Source organism: Candidatus Phytoplasma australasiaticum subsp. ipomoeae (assembly GCF_024425275.1).
In the GTDB taxonomy this organism is placed as follows: Bacteria; Bacillota_I; Bacilli_A; order Acholeplasmatales; family Acholeplasmataceae; genus Phytoplasma; species Phytoplasma australasiaticum.
In genome coordinates this window covers 1-22,107 of the sequence record NZ_JALQCV010000005.1, presented here as the reverse complement: position 1 = coordinate 22,107, position 22,107 = coordinate 1, and the positions used below count along the sequence as shown (strand labels likewise).

Genomic DNA, 22,107 nt, shown 5'->3' with positions numbered 1-22,107 from the left:
AACATTTATCAATTTATAAAGTAAAATAATGGAAAAAATATACTAGCTACAATTACTGTTAAATCTCCACCAAGACGAGTAGAAATTTGCGCATAAGGAGATAATTCTAAAGAATCAGAAGCTTCCAGAATAGCCAAATTGCCTGCACCACCAATACTATTAGCACAAAGTCCAGCAGCAATTGAAGCTTGAACCGGATAATAACCCATTTTATTACCAATTATAGCAGATGTTAAAGCAGTAGTTAAAACACAAGCAATACAAGTGAACAAAAAAGATAAATTAGAAATCCGATTAATAATCATTAAAATATTAATGTTAATACCAACAACTACTAAAATACAAGATGAAAATGATTGAGTAATAAATTTAGAAGCTTGATTGATATATTGAATATAATTATCCGAAATCAAATCAAAAAACTTAATCAATAAAACCAAAATAACTAAAAAAATAATAGTAGGAGGTATATATTTTTCTAAATTGGTGGACGGCCATAATTTTAATAATAAAGTTCTAAAAATGCTACTTAAAGCGTATAAAGAGAAAATCATCAACAAACCCATTTTCATATTTAAAAAACTTAAATTCGAGTTATTATCTTTTTTTTCATTTTCGAGATGATTAAATTTATTATTACTTAATTTATTTATATTCTTATCCAATTCACCTTCAGGACTACTATATTCCGAATTACCAAAAATTTTTTTAATTAAACCACCGAACATAACACTTAAAATACCACCGATTAACAAAGAAGTGATAATGTGGTTTTTAAAAGCATCTTCAAAACGAACTATTCCTTGCGAAAACACTTTTATCAGAGGAATAATCCCACATGTTAAACCCCCACACGAAATAGGAACAAAAATAAAAAATATAGCATCTAAAAAACTATTACGATGACTACCAGGGACACTATCTATACCACCAATAGGTTTTAAAAAAATGCCTAAAAGTCCTGTTACTAACCCAGAACAGATTAAAGATAAAATAACTAAAAATAAAAATTTAGGACCATTTTTTTTTAAAATAAATTTATCAATACTCAAAAGACTACCGCAAACCAATGAAGCAACAAAAAATTCAGAAAAACCTATATTACTATTTTTATTAAAAAAAGATATCCTTTCGCGAAATGCACTTTGAAATTGCATTAATGATGTTTCGAAATTACGAGGAAAAAAATTATAATTAAATAAAAAAGCTGGTAATAATAAACAAAAAATTGCTCCTCCGCCCATATCTTTTAAAATGGGGATTTTTTTACCTATTACTTTTAATATTTCAGCTAAAATCATAGTAAATAATAAAACTGAAATTAAATTATGCCAAGATGAATTAAATTGTCCTTTGGTAGCGTCATAAGAAATCCAAATATGCATTATAGAAATACTCAATAAAAGCAAAGCAAACTCAATCGAAAAACCTAAAATTTTTAATTTAGGTTTTTTATGTGGATTAAAAGTTGAATCATTAATAGAACTATTTATATTCATATATAAAAGACTACTTCCTATTTTGTTTTTTTATTTAAGTTATTTTAAAATAATCAATATATTGTTGAGATTAAAAATTAATTTTTATTATTTATTTAACGTTTTCAATAAAACATTAACAAAATCTAAAACTGTCCAAGGTGATTGTGAAGTCACAAAATTACCACTTACAACTGTCATTTTGTCAGGACAATATTTTCCTTCTTTAATATAAATCTCATATCCAGGAAAACAAGTAAAAGAATTATTTTTTAATAAATTTAATTTTCCCAAAAATGCAGGAGCTGCGCATATAGCTGCAATAATTTTATTAGAATCTGAAAATATTTTAATTATATTTAATATGTTTTTTAAAGAATCATGTTCATTTTCTATAACATCTTTAACATAAGGTCCGCCTGGTATAATTAAAAAATCATATTTATCATAAATAACATTTTTAGATATATCAACTTTAACCATTAAATTTGATGCAGAAACCACATCTAATGAATTATTAAATGTCAAAGTAGTAACATCAAAACCATTATTTTTTAATAAAGCTCTTGTTGCTAAAGCTTCGCAATCTTCAAAGCCATTTTGTAAAATTAATAATCCTTGCATAAAAATAATTCCCTTTCTCTCAAATATAAAATAATATAAAATTTAATTTTATAAAATTTATTATTTTAAGATATATTACTTACTTTTTCTATAGCTTTAACAATAGCTTTTGTACATTCAGGATTAAAAATAGAAGGTAAAATATTTTCCTCATTTAATTGAGATTCAGGAATAACAGCTGCTAAAGCATAAACAGCAGCTAATTTCATTTCTTCTGTAATTTGAGCAACTTTACTATCTAAAGCTCCGCGAAAAATTCCCGGAAAAACTAATAAATTATTAATTTGATTAGGGAAATCTGAACGACCTGTCGCTATAATACGAGCATTACCTTTCTTAGCTTCTAATGGCATAATTTCTGGTACTGGATTAGCCAAAGCAAATACAATAGCATCTTTATTCATACTAGCAATCATATCAGACGTTAATAAATTAGATTTAGAAACCCCAATAAAAACATCTTTATTTTTGATAATTTCATTTAAATTACCGGTTTCATTATAAAAATTAGTTATTTTAGATAATTTTTGTTGACTTGCATTTAATAATGATAAATCTTTAGAATTAATAGCTCCGTGTTTATCTACTAAAACAATATTTTTAGGTTTTAATAATAATAATAATTTCGCAATAGCTGTGCCTGCTGCTCCTGCTCCTAAAATAACTATTTCAATTTCAGACATCTTTTTATGCACAACTTTTAAAGCATTAATCAATCCAGCAGCAACAGCAATAGCCGTACCATGTTGATCATCATGGAAAACAGGAATCGATAATTTTTGTTTCAACTTTTCTTCAATCTCAAAACACTCAGGAGCTTTAATATCTTCTAAATTAATAGCGCCAAATACAGAAGAAATTTTACTAATGATATTAATTACTTCTTCAGGATCTTCAGAATCTACACAAATAGGATAAGAATCAATATTAGCAAATTTCTTTAATAAAACGGCTTTACCTTCCATTACCGGAATAGAAGCCAAAGCACCAATATTTCCTAAACCTAATACTGCTGTTCCGTTACTAATAACTGCAACATTATTACCTTTAGAAGTATATTTATATACATCTTCAGGATTATCTTTAATTTTTAAACATGGCTCTGCTACTCCCGGAGTATAAACGAGAGCTAATTCTTTTAAATTATTAACTTCTACTTTAGATACCGTAGCTAACTTACCTTTTTTTTGCGCGTGCAATTTTAACGCTAACTCTTGATTATTCATCAATTAATGGCTCCTGTTTATATTTGAATTATTTATAGAATTTATCTATAAAGTTTATTTACCAAATAGAATAAATTTAAACTCAAGATTTAATTATTTAAAAAATTATTATATTAAAAAACAATTTTAATTATTAAATTAATTTTTGAAAATTGACACATTGGTTTTTAGTGCATTAATTTAATTAAAAATCACCAATAATAATAATGTATGATCTTTGACAAAATGTCAACATAAATTTGTTTTTTTCATTAATATTTATTTTTATAATTCAATTATTTTTTCTAATATTTATAAAATAAATAAAACTAATTTATAAAACAGTATTTATCTAGAATTAATAATATCAATAGGTTTCTTAATAGTAATTTTGATAATTTGTATAAAAGTAACTAATATATAAAAAATTAATCCTAAAACAAAAACACATATATAAGTTTTTCCACTTGGCATCAAAAAAGGGACAGAGAAATATGAAATAAACCAACTGTTTGCTTTAAATAAAAATAATTTAATCAAAGTTAAAGCTAAACCTAAATTAATTAAAAAGAATATTGCCATTTCTATTAAAAAAATAGATAAAATATAAATTTTACCAGCTCCAATAGCTCTTAAAACGCCTATATCTTTGTATCTAAGCTTAATAGAATTATTAGTAAAAATAATTATCATAATTGCAGCAAAAATAGATAATGCAATAAACGCTCCAAAAATCCATGGTAAAATCGATTTTTTTATATCTGTTTCAAGAAGATTAAATAAACTTACAAATGGAGTTTTAGATAATGTTAAATTTGGATTTTTTGTTTCAGATAAATCCTTAATATACAAATGATAATAATTATCAACCAAATCATCTATTTCCGTCTTAGATAGACCTTTAGTGCAACCTATTATTTTACAAAACTTAAAAGTTTCATCTTCGTTATAACCTTTTTGTATAATATCCGGAGTTATAATTTCATTCATTACTTTTGTAGGTAATAAAACTATATTTTGATTACCAAAACAATTTTCGACCCAATAATACTGTTCTAAAAACATGCGTTTCATAGTACTAAAAAAACTTGTTTTTTTCTTTAATTTTAATTTATTGTAATCTTGATTAAAATTATTATAACGTTTGATACGAGGTATATACTGATCATCTGTCATTTCGATTACAACAGATTTATCCAAATCCAATAGTTGTGATAATATTTTCGAATTAATATAAATATTGTTTAACTTTCCTGACCGCTTATAATATTGTAAAAATTCATAAAAATTTCGAGAAATGTAAATTTTATTTTTATCAAAATTTAATGGCTTGTGATAACCGACTGCGTTCCAAAATTTTTCATTTTCTGATGTTTCTATAAAATCAATAACATTGCCAAAAAAAACATCGGAATCATATTCCTGTTTAACATTAGTCAATTCATAACTTATCATAGGTTGCAAATAAACTTTCGGATTTGTTTGCTTCAATAAATTAAATTCATCAAAAGTCATCGTTGACATATTAAAAAATTTTTCAAAATATTGATTAGAAACTAAACCTTTAGAAAAAATAAAATTTTTGGCAGAATGGTTTTGTAAAACTGATTTAATAGCATACGAAGATTTAAAAAAATACATTACCGATATAAAACCTAATAAAGCCAAAAAAGAAGTGGTTAACAAAATATTAAAAAATAATGAAATAGCTTTGGTTTTCATATTATTAAAAGCCATACAAAAAGATAATTTTGAAAAAAACCTAGAACTTATTGTTTTTGAATCAATAAGATTACTATTTGTTAATTCTTTATTTTTTACATCAGAATCCGAAATATCTACAAAAATATTTTTAGATTTCCTTATTTGATCTTTAATAATCTGACCATCTTTTAATTCAATGATACGATCTGCATATTTATGAGCCATTTCTAAATCATGCGAAACCAAAATAATTAATTTTTGTTTAGAGATTTTCGAAAACAACCTTAATATTTGTTCTCCCGTTACACTATCTAAAGCTCCTGTTGGTTCATCAGCTATTAAAAAATCAGGTTCCTTAATCATAGCTCTCGCGATAGCGACTCGTTGTTTTTGCCCTCCTGATAATTCATTAACATTACGTGAACCAAAACCAGCTAAATCTACCTCATTTAGAATATTATTGATTACTTTATCATCAACTTTTTTACCTTGTAATTCTAAAACAATTGATATATTTTGAAATACCGTCAAATCATCGATTAAATTAAAATGTTGAAAAATAAATCCAACTGATTGATTTCTATAATTATTGAAATCGCTTTCATTAAAATTTCGAAAAGATTTATTTTTAAAAATAACATCTCCATCAGAAATTTTCTCCAAACCACCTAATATATTCATCAAAGTAGTTTTACCACTGCCAGATTTTCCTACAATAAAAACTAAACCTTCGGATGATAAAGATATATTAATCCCTTTTAAAGCGAAAATAAAATCTTTTTTCAATTTAAAAAATTTATCAATTTTATTACAAACTAACATTATAAAATTATCTTTATCCCTTTGCTAAATAATAAATTAAAATTTCTAAAATAAACATCTTAATTATAATAAAAAATTATTTTTTTAAAGTACAACTAATAAAATGTTCATCAGATACTTGATATAAATCTAAATCTGGTTCTGCATAATTTTTAAAATTACGAAAATCAAAAATTTCATTTTCAGCATTATAAAAATTTTCATTAGATTGAATACTAGAACGATAAATACTAGTTAATAAAAAATCATTTAACAATTTTTTAGTATAAGGATGCATAGGATTGCTAAAAATTTTTTTACAAGGAGCTTTTTCAACAATCATACCTTTATATAAAACAATAATATTTTCAACCAAAGAAGCAACAATACTTAAATCATGTGTAATAAAAATCATAGACATATTATATTTTTTTTGCATATCTTTGATTAAATTCAAAATTTCTTTTTGAGCTATAACATCTATAGCAGTAGTAGGTTCATCTGCAATCAACAGTTTTGGTCGACAAATTAAAGAAATAGCTATAGATACTCTCTGACATAATCCTCCAGATAATTGATATGGATAAGATTCCAAAATTTTATAAGGATCTGAAATTTCTACCTGTTCTAATAATTTTATAGCTTGAATAAGAGCTTGTTTTCCGTATAAACCCTTGCGTAATTTTAAAATTTCAAAAATTTGTGTTTTAATTTTTAATAAAGGATTTAAACTTGACACAGGATCTTGAAAAATAATGCTAATCTCTTGACCACGAATTTTACGCATTTGCTGTTCATCGAAATCAGAAATCAATTCTTGATTAAAAATAATTTTTCCTTGAACAATTTTTTGATTAGTTTGTAAAAGTTTTAAAATTGATAAAGCAATCTGACTTTTTCCAGAACCAGACTCGCCTATAATAGCTAAAGTTTCTTGTTCTTTAACTTCAAAATTAACTCCTCTCACAGCTTTAATCAAAGAATTTTCAAATTGAAAATAAGTATGTAAATTTTTTACTTGTAACAAACTCATATTTTTTCATCCCTTTTAATATAGGCATAGAATTATTTATATTGCAATAATCGAATTTATATTTCAGATCCATCTAGTACAAATAATCCCTCCTCGAAATTATTAAAATATAATATAAATCAATAAGATATTTTTTTTAATTCACTGAATTATATTTTTATAATGAAACGAATGTACCTTTAGACCATCATGTTAATCCGCGCGTTTATAAATAAAACTATTTATCAAATAAACTGATTATAAAGATATTTTTAACATTTAGTTTCGTAATAAGGAATACGAGGAATCGCATTTAATAACTCTTTTGTATAGAAATGCATAGGTTTTTGAAAAATTTCTTTTGTTGGAGCTAATTCTACCAATTGACCTTTATACATTACTCCGATTCTGTCACTAATATATTGAGCTACTCCTAAATCATGAGAGATAAATAAATAAGTAACTTTGTATTTTTTTTTAAAATCATTTAAAAGATCTAAAATTTGTTTTTGAACAGTTACATCTAATGCGGAGACAATTTCATCACAAACCACAAATTTTGGTTTTAAAATTAATGTTTTAGCTATATTAACTCTTTGCCTTTGGCCTCCGCTCAATTCAGCCGGATAACGTTCCATCAATTCAGACGACAAACCACATTTATTCATAATATCTATAATTTGTTGATAATATCTAGGATCTTTATAACCAAAAACCCTTTTATGAATAATTAATCCTTCACCAATAATATCACGAACTTTAAATTTAGGATTTAAAGCGGAAAAAGAATTTTGAAAAATAATTTGTAAATCAGGACGCCAAATTTTCATTTGATTAGGCTTTAAAAGACTTAAATTAATATTTAAATCATCATCAGGAAAATACCAAACATTCCCTTGATTATTTCGTTGCAATTGTAAAATTAATTGACCTAAAGTAGATTTTCCCGAACCTGATTCACCAATAATACTTAAAGTTTCTTGTTTGAAAATAGATAAATTAATATTATCATTAGCTCGGAATATTTTGTTATTAACCATAAAATATTTATTCAAATTTTCAATTTTAAATAAGATTTCGGATTTATTTATATCCATTATACATACCTCTTTCCTTGAAAAAAGATTATTTTATTAAAAAAAAAATCAATTATTCAATAAATTCATTAATACCTTCTGCTATAAAATTAAAAGCTAAATTAGTAAAAATGATAAACATCATCGGAAAAAAGAATAATCTCGGATATATATAGATATAAGTTTTATTCAAACTTAATAAAAGTCCCCATTCAGGAATAGAATTATCTAAACCAATCCCAATAAAACCAAAAGAAGACGCCACTAAAATAACACTACTTAAACTTAAAGCTATTCTAATCAATAAAGTTGGTAATAAATGAGGAAAAATATGTTTTCGAATAATATAACTATGATTAGCTCCTAAAGCTAAAGCATTTTTAACAAAATCTTGACGAGTTATTTTAATAGTAGCGTTTTTAATATTTTTAATAAATGTCGGTAAATAACATATAGATAAAACCATAATTAATTGATAAATCCCAGTTTTTAAAAAAAACATAATTAAAAATGCTAAAATAAAATCTGGAAAAACAATTAAATAATCACAAATAAAATTAGTTATAATATCCCAAAATCCCGAAAAATAACCGCCTAAAATTCCTAAAACTACACCTATAATAAAGCTAATAGAAACAGAAATAACTGCTATATATAAAGATGTCACAGTTCCTCTAATCAAATAAGCAAAAACATCATGACCCAAAGAGTCTGTACCTATCCAATGACTTGATCCGGGTTCCAAAAAAGATTTATATGTATAATTCCACATAGAAGCCTTTTGAGGAATAATCATAGGAAGAATAAAAGTTATTCCTAATAAAAAAAATAATAATACTAAACCAACTAATAAAATCTTATTTTTTTTAAATAAAAAATTCAAAAAATAAAATATTTTGTTTCGAATAATAATAAAAAATACCTCCTTTTTTTAAGGTAAAAATTACTTTTTAGTAAAAGTTGGATCGATGAAATAACATAATAATTCTACTAAAATTCCAATTAAACTAATAACTAAAGATAACATAATGACACAACATTGTAAAACAGGAAGATCTCTTTGATTAAAAGAATCAAACATTAATAAACCTAAACCCTTTAAATTAAAAATACTTTCTAAAATAATAGCGCCACTTAACATAAAATTAAAAATTAAACTAACATGAGTAAAAATAGGCACTAAAGAATTTTTTAATATATGTTTAAACCAAATTCTTTCTTGAGATAACCCTTTGGCCCTAGCAGCTATCACAAAAGGTTGATTCGAAACTGATATTAAAGTAGAACGAGCAATACGAAAAATTGAAAAAACCGCTATCAAACTTAAAGAAGCAATAGGCAAAATCCATGATTTAATTTGATCTAATCCTGAAATAGGCAATAAATTAAAATAAAAGGCCAAAAAATACTGTAACAAAAAACCAATGATAAAACTAGGCATAGAAATAAATAAAATAGATGTAAAAATCAAAATATAATCTATTTTACTTTTGTAATTTCTAGCCGATAAATAACCTAAAAAAATTCCTATTAATGAAGCTATTAAACAACTACAACAAGTAATTGTAAAAGTTATTTTAAAAGATCTTATAAATAAACTTAAAGCTGAAATTTCAGGATATACATATGACTTACCAAAATCCCATTTAAAAATGATATTATAAAAATATCTAAAAAATTGTTCTAAAAAAGATTTATCTAACCCTAATTGAATTCTTAATTGTTCTCTTTGTTGATAAGTACTTTTATAACCTAATAAAGATACAACAGGATCGGAAAAAAATTTCATAGAACCAAAAATTAATATAGTAACAATTAAAAAAATTAATCCGATATAAAGTAATTTTTTGACAAAATATTTGTTCAAAAACATTTAATTAAATTTTCCCCTTTAACCTACCACATAATTTTATTAAAAATTAAAAATTTATATTTAAAAAATTTAGTGAATTTAAATTTTACGTAATTTAGTAATATCAGGATTTCCAAGTATATTAATATTAAAATTAACTACATTTTTACGTATAGCTATTTCAGAATATTTTTGACAATAAAAAGGGATAATAGCGCATTTGTTAAATAAAAATTGATGAAAATCACGAACTTTTTGATCGTAACCAGGTTCACTAGTATTTGATTTTAAATTATTTAAATATTGAAAAATTTCTCCATTATCTGATAACTGATGCCAACTCATAGAACCTCCCTTTTCTTTAGGACCGAAAAAATAATTTAAAACATAATAAGGAGTAATATCTTCGAAATTTTCCGAAATCATTAAAATATCAAATTCACCTTTTTCACCTTTATTAGCTAATTCATTTAATTCTCTAACCTCATGTTTAATTTTGAAACCCTCTCTTTGTAAAAAATCAGTAACACGACTAGCATAACGATAAGATATAGGAGATGTTGCGTTAATACTAAAAAACATTATTTCTTTACCATAACCAGGTTTTTGACTTTTACAAGAATTATCGAAATTAGGTTTTTCTAAATAACCTATCATACGAGGATCTGACACGCTATTAACAACCTGATAACGCTCCGTATCTTCACCTAATTCATTTAAAAATTGTTGTTTTTTTTCTGGATTTAATGCCTCCGCAATACTTCGGCGTTCTCCTAAAGATAATTTTTGACAATTTAAAAATAAATAGGTCATAACAAGAGATTCTGGTTTGATAATTTGCAAATCAGAATGACGAGATAAATCTTTTGATGCAGTTTTATCAAGAGGAACAAAAGATATATCGATATCGCCTTTTTTAAGATGCATATTCATAGTTTGAGTATCAGGAATATAACAAGCTTTTATTTGTTGAATATTGCTTTCAATATAATCATTTTTTTTATAATAATTATTAAAACGTTCTAATTTAATATTATTATTATCAAATTCTTTTAATTTAAATGGACCTAATCCAATTCGACGATTAGGAACTTTAGAATTTTCTCCTTCGAACATAATAATAGGAACTTTGCTTAAATGATGATAATTTAACGGATCTTGATCATCAGTAAAAAGAATAAAAAAACAATTTATATCATTATTATCTACTTTAATATCTTGAATAAAACCGGAATGTTCACCACCTTTTTCTTTATTATAAAGAAAATTATTGACAATATCTTGATTAGTTAATAGGTGTTCATTATGGAATTTAATGCCTGGTATTAAATTACATTTATAATATCCGTTAAATTCACCTTGTGTTTGTTTTAAAGGCATAGAAACCAGAAGGCGAGGTTTATAATTTTTTGTATAATAATCATTTTCTTTTGAAGGATATGCTTTTATCAAATATTCATGCAATAAATCCCGAATATGACTATTAATAACTGTATTAGCGCCTTGTCCAAATATACCAAAACCATCTTGTACTGGAGATGTTAAACCTAAAGTTAAAACATGTTTATTTTGTTCATTTAAATCATTATTGTTTTTGTGATAATGTTTTATAAAAGTCCATAACATTATTAAAATAAAAATACTGATTATCAAAGTAATAATTTTTTTATTTTGCACAAACCGAAAATATACTAATAAAAATATACTTAAACTTCCTAATAAAATAGCAATTAAAATCCAAATCATATTATTTCTATAATTTCCCTTATTAATTTACAAAATTTCCAAAAAAATAACAAATTTAATAAAATAATATAATTTTTTTATTAAATTTTTTTAAACTAAAAAGATATTTATAACTTAAAATTAATATACTTACATAAATTTATGTACAATAATTTTTTAGCCCAAATACCAATATGCTATACAAAATATAAACCAACTATAACAACCATTTATTTACATAAATTTAATTCTTATTTTTTAGATCATAACTTATATTATCATAATAACTTCACATCTGCACTACAATAGGAATTCCCAATAATTTTAATCCTTCTTCTAAAACTATACAAATACTTTTAATTAATAAAATAAGCCCTTTTTTTAATTCCAATTCAGAAGTTAAAATTTTTTCTTGTTCATAAAAATAATTAGTATATTTTGATAATTTAAATAAATAACGAGCTAATAAACTAGGCATATTATCTTTAATAACCTTTTCCAGGATAACAGGAAAATCATCTAACAGTTTAACAATAATAAAAGAATAATCCTTTTGAAAATAATTAGTTAAAAATGACCAATTTAATTCATCTAAATTAATATTAAACTGTATCTTAGTCATAATTGACTTCAAACGTACTAAGGTATATTGCAAATAAGGTCCTGTATTGCCTTCAAATTGAATCATATTTTCTAAATTAAAATCAATATTTAAATGACGATCATTTTTCAAATCATTAAAAAAAATTGCACCAATAGCGATTTTTTCTGCTATTTTATTTATATTTATTTTAGATAAATTTTTATTTCTTTCTTTAATAATTTGTTCAATCTTATTTTGGGCATGATGAATAATATCTATTAATTTATAATCTTGATGTTTTCGAGTCGAAATTTTAATTTTATTTAAACAAATCAAACCAAAATTAATGTGTCTAATATCGAAATGATATCCCATTTGTTGAATAATTTCAATTAATTGTTGATAATGCAATTTTTGTTCATTGCCTACTACATATAGAATTTTCTGAAAATTAAATTTTTTAGCGCGATATAATAAACAAGCTATATCCCTGGTTAAATAAAGAGTACTACCATTATCTTTTTGTAGTAAAGCCGAAGGAATATCTTTTAAAGGAAAAATATAAGCTTTTTTATCAATAATAATTAATTTTTGTTTATATAACTTTTGAACTAATTGTAAAGCTTTTTGATGATAAAAAGATTCTCCTATATAAAAGTCAAAAGAAATACCTAATAATTTATAAATTTTTTTAAACTCTTTTAAAGAAATACGTCTAAAAAAACGCCATAATTTAAATATATTTTCATCTTTTTCTTCTAATTTTTTAAAAATATTTTTAGCTTCTAAATGAAGATTAGTATCTTGTTTTGCTCGTTGATGAAACAAAATATAAAGTTTTTGTAATTCATCAATAGGATTACTCAAAATTAAATTTTCTTTACCCCATTTTTGATAAGCTAAAATCATTTGACCAAATTGAGTTCCCCAATCTCCTAAATGATTAATACTAATAGTATTAAAACCTAACTTTTGATAAATATTTTTTAAAGCATTACCGATAATAGTTGAACGCAAATGACCAATAGAAAAATTTTTCGCAATATTAGGAGAAGAATAATCCAAAACAACAACCTGATTATTACTAGCCTTTTGGGCGTAATCGAAAGATAATACATAAATGGAACTTAAAATTTTCTGACTAATTAAACCTCTTTGCAATTTAATATTTAAAAAACCTTTATCTAAATTAACTTCAGATATTTCTGGTAAAGTTAATAAAATTTTTTTAAAATCCTGAAATACCTTTGATAAATTATTATTCCATTGATCGCGATAGACAAATAAAGGTAAATAAAAATCCCATAATAAATCTTTATCATAATATTTAACTATAGATTTAATATTAAATTTTACATTTAAAAGATTAGTAATTTGCGTTTGCAATTTTTGCAAATACATAAAAAAAATTCTCCTAATATTTCGAAAAAATAATTGTAAATTTAAAATTGAATTAACATATTTTGAAAAAAATAAAATTATACTTAAAATATCGACTATTAGGATATTTTAAATATAATTAAATCTTAAAGAAAATTATTCTAAAAACTTTATAAATTCAGAAAAATCATTAGGCAAAGGAATATCAAATTGTAATTCTTTCCCTATCCAAGGATGCATAAAATATAATTTTTTAGCATGCAAAAGTTGAGAAGAAACTAGATATTTTTTTTTATTATACAAAGGATCTCCTATAATAGGATGTTTTAAATAACTTAAATGTACACGAATTTGATGAGTACGTCCCGTTTCTAATTGGAGTTCCACAAGAGAATAATTATTAAATTTTTTTAAAGTAGTAAAATGTGTTATAGCTGTTTTACCTTGAGATGTTACAGACATTTTCAAAGGGTTAAGATAATCTCTTTTGATAGGTAAATTAATAGTACCCGACTTGTTTAAAAAACCTTCAATTAAGGCGTAATATATTCGTTTAACATTTCTACTTTGTAACATTTTTTGCATTTTATCAACTACTTCTATTGTTTTACCGACTAAAATTAAACCTGTAGTGTCCTTATCTAAACGATGAATAATACCCATACGTTCATTCCAAGGCATTTTATTAAAATCTTTAAGTTGATATAATAAACCATTAACTAAAGTAATGCCTTGAAAACTAGCGGAAGGATGTACTATTAAATTAGCAGGTTTATTAATTACAGCTAAATAATCATCTTCATAAACGATTTCTAAATTTAAATTAACAGGATATAAACAATTATTTTTTTTAATTAATTCTGTTAAATTTAACATTACCACATCTTGATGTTTTAAAATAGCACTTTTTTTGGCTAAATTATTATTTACTAAAACCTTTTGATTAGCAATTAACTTCTGAACTTGACTTTTAGTAAAACCAATTTGACTAGTAACAAAATAATCTAAACGATAACCATTAAAATTTTTCGTAACGATAAACTTTTGTATCATAAAACCTAAATCCAAAAAATAAAATTTCTTTAATTTCTTTATTTATGCGCATAACGAATATCTTAATATATTAAGATAAATCATTATGAATTATTATTTTTTTCTGATAAATCTTTTTTTTCAGATTTTTTTGGATCAGAAATGTTATCAGATGGTTCATTGTTTTTAATAATATCAGAAACATTTGATATATCATTTTGTTCTTCTATAAGCTTAACATCTTTATCATCCGGAAAATCTAAATTTGAGTTTTTCTCTTGATCAAACCAACTTAATTTACCTGTTAAATATATCTCTTTGACATCTTTAGTTACTAAAGTTTCTACTTTTAATAAATAATCAACTAAATTATGAACAAAAATTTTATTATCTAAAAGTGATTTTTTAGCTAATTGATAACATTCTGCAATAATATTTTTAACTTCTAAATCTATCTCTGAAGCTTTAGAATCCGAAAAATTTCGTTCTACTTGATTAAATTGAACTAAACCTACATTACTCATACCATATTCAATTACCATTTTTCTCGCAATATCACTAGCATGATTGAAATCTGCATATGCTCCGTTAGAAATATCATCTAAAAAAATCTCTTCTGCAGCTCTACCGCCTAAAGAAATAGCAATATCAATAATCAATTTTTTTCTTGATTTTAAGTTAGAATTTTCACTATCAGGGGATATAAGATTATATCCGCCTACTGAACCTCTAGGAATAATAGTAATTTTGCGAACTTTTTCGATGTCATCTAAAACAACAGCTAAAACGCCATGCCCTGCTTCATGATATGCAACTAATTTTTTTTCTTTTTTAGATAAAAAATCTTTTTTAACTGTAGAACCAATCAATATGCGATCAATTGCTTCATTAACGTCCTGAGGTTCTATATATAAACTACGACGACGTGCTGCTAATAAAGCGGATTCGTTTAAAACCCCTTCTAATTGGGCTCCGCTAAATCCAATAGTTTGTTCGGCGATTTCACTTAAATTAACATTTGGACTAAAATGTTTGTTTTTAGCATGTAATTCTAAAATGGCTTTACGATCTCTCGCACTAGGTAAATTAATAGTAAAACGACGATCAAATCTACCTGGTCTTAAAAGGGCCGAATCCAACATTTCCGGTTGATTGGTAGCAGCTATAACGATAATTTCTGTATTAGAACCAAAACCATCTAATTCCACTAATAATTGATTTAAAGTATTATCGTGTTCTGAATTATGACTTATAGCACCTCTTTTATGAGCTAAACCTTCTACTTCATCGATAAAAATAATACAAGGAGAATATTGAGCGGCTTTTTGAAATAAATTACGTATACGAGAAGCTCCCACTCCTACATATTTTTCTACAAATTCGGATCCAGAAGTTGCAAAAAAAGCTACCCCTGCCTCTCCTGCTACAGCTTTAGCTAATAAAGTTTTTCCGGTACCAGGAGGTCCTGATAACAAAACTCCTTTAGGAATACGAGCGCCTATATCTTTATATTTTTGTGGATATTTTAGAAAATCAATAATTTCTTGCATTTCAATTTTTTCTTCAGAAAAACCAGCTATATTTTTAAAAGTAATATCACTTTTAAAATCTATTTGTTCTTTTTGTCCAGTATATTTTTCGCCCATTTGTTCAAAAAATTTAGAAGTAGTAGATTTAAACAAAGAATATAATACATAACAACTAATCAATGGTATAATAAAGCCAATAGCATCTACTAAAGGGCCAAAACCTAAATAAGGAGCCTCTGTATAAGGATTATCTAGAATTGTTTGATAAGATGAATCATTTTTAGATTTTGCTAGAATAATATCAATAATTTGGTTATAAATTTTTTCAGATACCGAATGATATATAATCCTGTGTTCTTGTTCAAAAAAAATACTATCAGTATTTTCTGACGTTGTAACTACTAAATCATATAAAGTCGGTATGCTACGAACTATTTTTGGTTTAATTTTTTTAATCTTAATATTATTTTTTGGATTTTCTAAAATATTTAACAATTCCATAACAGGATTAGGTTTTTTGATAACTTGGTCAAATATGTTATTCATAGACAACATTATTCCGAAAAACGTTATAAAACCTACAATATGCCATATAGTAAAATGTTGAAAATGTTTCTTGAAAAAATCTATCATAATTCATTATTCCTTTTTTTATAACATTTTTATATTATATCTCAAGAATGTTTTTTAATAATAATTCATTTTAATTATATCTGTTCCCAAATATTCCTGTAAAATTTTAGGTACACTAACACTACCATCTTTATTTTGATAATTTTCTAAAATAGCTGCCATAGTTCTACCTACAGCTAAAGCTGATCCATTTAAAGTATGAACTAATTTTCCTTGATCTTGTAAATGAGCTTTAAATTTAATATTAGCTCTGCGAGCTTGAAAATCTTCTGCATTACTAATAGAAGCTATTTCACAATATTTTTGTTGACTCGGTAACCACACTTCAATATCATAAGTTTTACTCATACTAAAGCCTAAATCACCGGTTGATAACAACATAATCCGATAAGGTAATTTTAATTTATCTAAAATAACAGCAGCATCTTTTAACATTTGTTCTAAAACGATATAAGATGTTTTCGGTTCTACAAATTGAATCAATTCTACCTTATTAAATTGCTTCTGTCTCCAAATTCCTTTAGTATTTTTACCAGAAGATCCAGCTTCTTCTCGAAAACAAGTCGTATAACTAACATATTTAATAGGTAAACTTTTAATATCCAAAATTTCTTGACGATGTAAATTAATAGTAGGTACTTCAGCTGTTGGATTTAAATACCAATTATATTTATCTAAATTTAACTTAAAAACATCTTGAGAAAACTTAGGTAATTGACCAGTAGCAAACATAGATTGTTGGTTCACTATAAAAGGCGGTATCACTTCTGAATATTTGTTAGATACATGAGTATCTATCATAAAATTAATCAATGACCTTTCTAAACGGGCCCCTAATCCTTTCAAAACAACAAACTTACTTCCGACAATTTTAGAAGCTTTCTGAAAATCTAAAATATCTAAATCAACTCCTAACTGAAGATGATCTTTTATAACAAAATCATATTTACGAGGTTCGACAACAGAACGATATACTTCTATATTATCAGATTCATTATAACCAATAGGAACACTTTCGTGATGAATATTAGGTAAAAAATATAAAATATTTGTCATTTGTTCTTCAATTTTTTTTAAATTAATTTGTAATTTTTTTAAATTTTCATCATGATTGATATCATCATTTATAATACTTTTTGAATTAGACTGAATTGATAATTTGTCGATTTTTTGGCGAGAAAACTGATTTTTAAAATATTTTATACGCTCAATTTTTTGCAAAATTTTATTTTTAGATTGGTATAAAAAAATTAATTCATCCAATAAATCTTCATTAACAAATCGATTTTTCAGTTTATTCTTAACTAGTTCTATATTTTTAAGTATAAATTTGATATCTAACACAACCTATAAAAACCTCTTTATAATAATTACTTTTTTAATAAACAAATTTTTTAATAATAATTTAATATCTTCCGAAAATAAAAATATAGGTTAACGTACATTAATATTATTCAAAGTAATAGCAGCATTTCTTTTCTTTCTATTAACGTAATTTCCTACATAAATACCTTTCGACAAACCTTTATCTAATTTTTTACAAACCACACTATAATATAAAGAAGCTTCTTTAAAATCTTTAGCATTTTTTAATTTCTTAAAATAAGTTTTAGTTGATGATTTAAAATCACTATTACGTAATCTACGTTTATTGTTAGTAATGATACGTTTTTTTTGTTGTTTAATATTTGCCATTTACATAAATTCCTTTTTAAATTAAATATTTTTATAATTACTTAAATTACTAAATTTTTTTCAAATTTGAAAAAACGCTCATGCTACATTATATATTAATAGCAGCAATTTTGTGTTGCAATATGTATGTAAAATTATTAAATTTTATTGAAAACTATCCTATTTAACATTTATTAATGATTATTAACATATTTATATCATGAATATTTTTGTTATAAAAGATTATTTCTTAACGAAAACAATATGCCAAAGAAAATATAAATTTAAATTTAACAAAAACATATTTAAACGTATACATATCCTATTATAACATCATTAAATATTATTGAATTAAATAAAAAAATTTGTTAGAATGAAATTGGAAAATTTATTAAAATAATAAATTTAATTACTTAAATTTAATTGATTAAATATTAACAACGTCAAGAAATAATATTTATTTTAATAGATAAGGAGATTATAAAAGATAGTATGTCATTAATTAAGGATTTATTATCTATTCCAACAATTTTAGATTTAGATAAAAGATTACCTAAAGCTGATTTATGGGATTGCCACAATTATTATTTACTTATCATGGATTTACCAGGTTTTACCAAAGAACAAGTTAAAATTTCTGTTAACGAAGGACGTTTAACTATTGAAGCGGACAATCGTTGCGAACAAACAAATAATAAACAATCCATAAATAAACATGATTCTGTTAAAGAAAATAATCCGTCTAAAGATTTTTGCTGTTCAACCGAAAATTGTTCTGATTGTGAATTATTATATCAAGAAAGATTTTACGGCAAAATAGAACGTACTTTTAATTACAACTTTATACATTTAACTAGTGTTAAAGATATTGAAGGTAAATTAGAAAACGGATTATTGACACTTAAAATTAATAAAAAAACACAAGTTCAATCAAATAAAGAATTTGTACAATTAAAATAATATAATTTAATTATTAATTAATCTGCTAAAAAGAAAATAAAAAAATTCAAAATAATTTTTTTGAATTTTTTTTATTTTTTTTTATAATTAATTTTTAAATTTCATGAAATTAAATATTAAAAAAATTCTTTTAAAATTTTTTTAGTATACATCAATTCATCTTTATTTTTTAAATCTTGACGTTTATCATATTTCTTTTTACCGCGTGCTAAAGCGATTTCTAATTTAAACAAATTACGTTGATTAAATATTTTAATAGGAATAATAGCTAAATTATGAGTTTTTATTTTATTTTTTATTTGTAAAATTTCTTTTTTTTTAAGTAAAAGTTTCTTTTTTCTATTATCAATATAATCAAAATCGTTACTACAGGAATATTTAGTAATTTTCATATTAATTACAAATAATTCATTATTATCAATACAAACATAAGAATTATCTAAATGAACTTGACCTAAACGAATAGACTTAACCTCATTACCTAAAAGTTGAATACCAGCTGAATACTTTTTATCCAAAAAATAATCATAATTAGCTTTTTTATTAAAAATAACTTTTTGCTTCATAACGGACCTAAAAATAATTGCATCTATTTAAATTAGACTGAAATTAATTTATATTTTGACAAAGCTTTCTCAACAACAGATACCGCTTCTTGAAAATCTTGTATTTGTTGAATTTGAATCACCTTATTTTCTAAATCTTTATAATGCAATAAAAAATGTTCTATTTCTAATAACCAAGATTTAGGTATATCTGATAAATTAATATATTGTCGCAACATCAAATCTTTTACTGGAATAGCGATAATTTTATCATCTTGTTGACCATTATCTAACATACGAATAACCCCTATAGGACGACATTCAACTAAGACCATGGGATCTAAAATTTCTTGAGTTAAAACAAATACATCTAAAGGATCATTATCATCACACAAAGTTAAAGGAATAAAACCATAGTTAGCCGGATAACAAAAAGCAGTGTTCAAATAACGATCTAAAATCAAACAACCAGTTTCTTCGTCTAATTCATATTTTTTTTTACTACCACGAATGATTTCTATAAAAACTAAAAAATTATGACCTGATAATCTCTCAGAACTAATTGCTTTTAAATTATTATTCATTAAATTACCTACCATTTTTTAATTTTAATTAAGGACATAGTTTGATGATTATTTTTGTGTATCTTTTTATATTTTAAAATACAAAAACAATATAAAAACATCCGTTATAAATATATTAATTAACTTAATTTAAGTCAAACGAGCATTAAAAAAAGCTTTTTTTTGTATTTCAAAAGTTTTTTTATATAAAACACTGATATCTAGATGATGAAAAAAAGAATTATAACAATTTTTCGTATCATAATTTGTACGTAAAATTAATAATTTATCAATAAATTTAAATTGTTCAATATTATTTTCATTTTGAAAAATTTCATTAAAAGTTAAATAAAATTCATTCAATTTTTGATCATGTTCTAATTTTAACAAAAAACCTAAAGTTTTATGTTCAGGATTGCATTCAATATTAAGATTCATTTCGTATAAAGGTTTCACTTTTTTGGTATTAATTGAATAATTAACTTCAAAATTGTTTGGAATAAATATACTACTAAAACTTAATAATAAATTAAACAATAAATTACGATCTAATTCATCAATATCTTTTAAGTTATTAATTTGTTCTAATAAATTATTAACAGATATTTTAATCGATTCTTCAGAATCCTTAGATTTAGAAATTTCTAATAAATGTCTTATGTAATTTAATAAATGTTTTTGAAAATCATCTGCATCAAATTTTTCATCCCTTAGATTAATGATTTCATGAATCAGCTCTAAAACTGAATAACCTTTGACTTGACAATTACAAAAAGAAATATTAGCAGAAATTATTTTATCTAAATCTTCAGAAGGAAAATAAAAAAAACCTAAATTAGGATTTTTTTTTAATAAACGATAAAAATCTACAGCTACTAAAGAAACTTTTTCATATTTATCATCTATAAATTCTTCTTTAATACCCGATAAATTTAAACACTTAAATAAACAATTTATCTTAGATATATTGGCATCAAAAGCACCAAACAAAATTTGTTTAAAATTAAACCACTCAAAAAAAGAAGCACATGGTACAGTTTTAACATTTTTTAAAGCATAAAACAATCTCATTCGTTTAGAAAAAAAAGAACCTAAATCATGTTTACAACTAAGTAAAAAATACTGATTAGGTAAACACTTATCATGAGACAATAGAGAAATTTCAGCTTCCGATTTATCATTTTTAGTTAATGTGGATATTTCGGTTTCATCTATATTCTTATCAGATGCAAAAGGTTTTAAATTTGGAAAATTTTTAATTTCGGATTTATTCAAAAACGTTGTTAATTCGATAGTTTCTAAAGAATCTAATTCTTTATCCATAGCATTAACAAACAATAAATTAATATTAACAACCAATAATATTAAAAGTACCAATAATACAAATTTAAAAAATAAAAATTTATTATTATTTTTAATTTTAAAAAAAAATATTTTTGAATTCAAATTTATTATTATACTCTCTTCTAACCAACAATAAAATTATTATTATGGCGGCTCCGGGCAGAATCGAACTGCCGACACGAGGCTCTTCAGGCCACTGCTCTACCGACTGAGCTACAGAGCCTTTTAAAAAGATAAAATTGGCGGTCCGAACGGGGATTGAATCGTGATAGAATTACTACATTTCGTTATTTCTAACTATTATAATAAGCCCCACACACCACCGGACAAGCTAGTTTCCCAGCATCCGGCGATTATTTAAGTGATAATTCGGTTTAGCGCTAAAAA

At 24.1% G+C, this 22,107-nt stretch carries 18 protein-coding genes and 1 tRNA gene; 1 reads left to right on the top strand and 18 read right to left on the bottom strand.

Annotation, left to right across the window (positions count from 1 at the left end):
• Positions 1-8 precede the first annotated feature (8 nt).
• The 14 genes from NQK76_RS01305 to rpsT all read right to left on the bottom strand — a co-directional run bounded on the left by NQK76_RS01305 (position 9) and on the right by rpsT (position 18,329).
• Positions 9-1,499 carry a 2-hydroxycarboxylate transporter family protein gene (locus NQK76_RS01305; RefSeq protein WP_004994873.1) on the bottom strand — a complete coding sequence of 497 codons (1,491 nt, stop codon included), beginning with the start codon at positions 1,497-1,499 and terminating at the stop codon, positions 9-11.
• Positions 1,500-1,586: 87 nt separating this feature from the next.
• Positions 1,587-2,102, bottom strand: a complete 516-nt coding sequence (locus NQK76_RS01300) for a DJ-1/PfpI family protein (RefSeq protein WP_004994874.1) — start codon at positions 2,100-2,102, stop codon at positions 1,587-1,589.
• A gap of 65 nt (positions 2,103-2,167) precedes the next feature.
• Entirely contained in the window at positions 2,168-3,328 is a 1,161-nt protein-coding gene (locus NQK76_RS01295) for an NAD(P)-dependent malic enzyme (protein ID WP_255872661.1), read from the bottom strand.
• A gap of 327 nt (positions 3,329-3,655) precedes the next feature.
• The gene (locus tag NQK76_RS01290) at positions 3,656-5,833 is read right to left on the bottom strand and encodes an ABC transporter ATP-binding protein/permease (RefSeq protein ID WP_255872660.1); all 2,178 of its coding nucleotides are present in this window, start codon (positions 5,831-5,833) and stop codon (positions 3,656-3,658) included.
• A gap of 76 nt (positions 5,834-5,909) precedes the next feature.
• A complete protein-coding gene (locus tag NQK76_RS01285; RefSeq protein ID WP_004994884.1) occupies positions 5,910-6,845 on the bottom strand; it encodes an ABC transporter ATP-binding protein in 936 nt (311 codons plus the stop codon).
• A 251-nt stretch (positions 6,846-7,096) separates the two neighbouring features.
• Positions 7,097-7,921 carry an ATP-binding cassette domain-containing protein gene (locus tag NQK76_RS01280; protein ID WP_004994885.1) on the bottom strand — a complete coding sequence of 275 codons (825 nt, stop codon included), beginning with the start codon at positions 7,919-7,921 and terminating at the stop codon, positions 7,097-7,099.
• A gap of 52 nt (positions 7,922-7,973) precedes the next feature.
• The gene (locus NQK76_RS01275; protein WP_213680421.1) at positions 7,974-8,783 is read right to left on the bottom strand and encodes an ABC transporter permease; all 810 of its coding nucleotides are present in this window, start codon (positions 8,781-8,783) and stop codon (positions 7,974-7,976) included.
• A gap of 60 nt (positions 8,784-8,843) precedes the next feature.
• Complete coding sequence (locus tag NQK76_RS01270; protein WP_004994891.1) at positions 8,844-9,773, bottom strand: ABC transporter permease; 930 nt, start codon at positions 9,771-9,773, stop codon at positions 8,844-8,846.
• A 78-nt stretch (positions 9,774-9,851) separates the two neighbouring features.
• On the bottom strand, positions 9,852-11,498 hold the full coding sequence (locus tag NQK76_RS01265) for an ABC transporter substrate-binding protein (RefSeq protein ID WP_213680422.1): 1,647 nt from the start codon (positions 11,496-11,498) through the stop codon (positions 9,852-9,854).
• Positions 11,499-11,766: 268 nt separating this feature from the next.
• The gene (argS, locus tag NQK76_RS01260; RefSeq protein ID WP_004994894.1) at positions 11,767-13,461 is read right to left on the bottom strand and encodes an arginine--tRNA ligase; all 1,695 of its coding nucleotides are present in this window, start codon (positions 13,459-13,461) and stop codon (positions 11,767-11,769) included.
• A gap of 135 nt (positions 13,462-13,596) precedes the next feature.
• Positions 13,597-14,493: an RluA family pseudouridine synthase gene (locus NQK76_RS01255; RefSeq protein WP_255872659.1), complete on the bottom strand. Its 897-nt coding sequence runs from the start codon at positions 14,491-14,493 to the stop codon at positions 13,597-13,599.
• 83 nt (positions 14,494-14,576) lie between these two features.
• Entirely contained in the window at positions 14,577-16,634 is a 2,058-nt protein-coding gene (locus NQK76_RS01250) for an ATP-dependent metallopeptidase FtsH/Yme1/Tma family protein (RefSeq protein ID WP_004994899.1), read from the bottom strand.
• A 54-nt stretch (positions 16,635-16,688) separates the two neighbouring features.
• Positions 16,689-17,978, bottom strand: a complete 1,290-nt coding sequence (serS, locus tag NQK76_RS01245; RefSeq protein WP_004994902.1) for a serine--tRNA ligase — start codon at positions 17,976-17,978, stop codon at positions 16,689-16,691.
• Between the two features lie 90 nt (positions 17,979-18,068).
• Positions 18,069-18,329, bottom strand: coding sequence for a 30S ribosomal protein S20 (gene rpsT / locus NQK76_RS01240; protein WP_004994904.1), 261 nt, complete (start codon positions 18,327-18,329; stop codon positions 18,069-18,071).
• Positions 18,330-18,800: 471 nt separating this feature from the next.
• Between rpsT and NQK76_RS01235 the strand changes: the two genes are divergently transcribed.
• Positions 18,801-19,268, top strand: a complete 468-nt coding sequence (locus tag NQK76_RS01235) for an Hsp20/alpha crystallin family protein (protein ID WP_004994908.1) — start codon at positions 18,801-18,803, stop codon at positions 19,266-19,268.
• A gap of 116 nt (positions 19,269-19,384) precedes the next feature.
• On the opposite strand, the gene smpB is transcribed toward NQK76_RS01235, so the two are convergent.
• The 4 genes from smpB to NQK76_RS01215 form a co-directional block, all read right to left on the bottom strand.
• Positions 19,385-19,834: an SsrA-binding protein SmpB gene (gene smpB, locus NQK76_RS01230; RefSeq protein ID WP_004994910.1), complete on the bottom strand. Its 450-nt coding sequence runs from the start codon at positions 19,832-19,834 to the stop codon at positions 19,385-19,387.
• A 32-nt stretch (positions 19,835-19,866) separates the two neighbouring features.
• Positions 19,867-20,397: an inorganic diphosphatase gene (locus tag NQK76_RS01225; protein WP_004994912.1), complete on the bottom strand. Its 531-nt coding sequence runs from the start codon at positions 20,395-20,397 to the stop codon at positions 19,867-19,869.
• A gap of 129 nt (positions 20,398-20,526) precedes the next feature.
• Positions 20,527-21,822: a hypothetical protein gene (locus NQK76_RS01220; RefSeq protein ID WP_213680426.1), complete on the bottom strand. Its 1,296-nt coding sequence runs from the start codon at positions 21,820-21,822 to the stop codon at positions 20,527-20,529.
• Positions 21,823-21,867: 45 nt separating this feature from the next.
• Positions 21,868-21,943, bottom strand: a tRNA-Phe gene (locus NQK76_RS01215).
• Positions 21,944-22,107: the final 164 nt, after the last annotated feature.

Coding starts and splice junctions, on each gene's coding strand:
- NQK76_RS01280 (WP_004994885.1), bottom strand. CDS start 7,921: ATGGATATAAATAAATCCGAAATCTTATTTAAAATTGAAAATTTGAAT.
- smpB (WP_004994910.1), bottom strand. CDS start 19,834: ATGAAGCAAAAAGTTATTTTTAATAAAAAAGCTAATTATGATTATTTT.
- NQK76_RS01270 (WP_004994891.1), bottom strand. CDS start 9,773: ATGTTTTTGAACAAATATTTTGTCAAAAAATTACTTTATATCGGATTA.
- NQK76_RS01300 (WP_004994874.1), bottom strand. CDS start 2,102: ATGCAAGGATTATTAATTTTACAAAATGGCTTTGAAGATTGCGAAGCT.
- NQK76_RS01285 (WP_004994884.1), bottom strand. CDS start 6,845: ATGAGTTTGTTACAAGTAAAAAATTTACATACTTATTTTCAATTTGAA.
- NQK76_RS01305 (WP_004994873.1), bottom strand. CDS start 1,499: ATGAATATAAATAGTTCTATTAATGATTCAACTTTTAATCCACATAAA.
- NQK76_RS01290 (WP_255872660.1), bottom strand. CDS start 5,833: ATGTTAGTTTGTAATAAAATTGATAAATTTTTTAAATTGAAAAAAGAT.
- NQK76_RS01255 (WP_255872659.1), bottom strand. CDS start 14,493: ATGATACAAAAGTTTATCGTTACGAAAAATTTTAATGGTTATCGTTTA.
- NQK76_RS01225 (WP_004994912.1), bottom strand. CDS start 20,397: ATGAATAATAATTTAAAAGCAATTAGTTCTGAGAGATTATCAGGTCAT.
- NQK76_RS01265 (WP_213680422.1), bottom strand. CDS start 11,498: ATGATTTGGATTTTAATTGCTATTTTATTAGGAAGTTTAAGTATATTT.
- rpsT (WP_004994904.1), bottom strand. CDS start 18,329: ATGGCAAATATTAAACAACAAAAAAAACGTATCATTACTAACAATAAA.
- NQK76_RS01295 (WP_255872661.1), bottom strand. CDS start 3,328: ATGAATAATCAAGAGTTAGCGTTAAAATTGCACGCGCAAAAAAAAGGT.
- NQK76_RS01235 (WP_004994908.1), top strand. CDS start 18,801: ATGTCATTAATTAAGGATTTATTATCTATTCCAACAATTTTAGATTTA.
- argS (WP_004994894.1), bottom strand. CDS start 13,461: ATGTATTTGCAAAAATTGCAAACGCAAATTACTAATCTTTTAAATGTA.
- NQK76_RS01250 (WP_004994899.1), bottom strand. CDS start 16,634: ATGATAGATTTTTTCAAGAAACATTTTCAACATTTTACTATATGGCAT.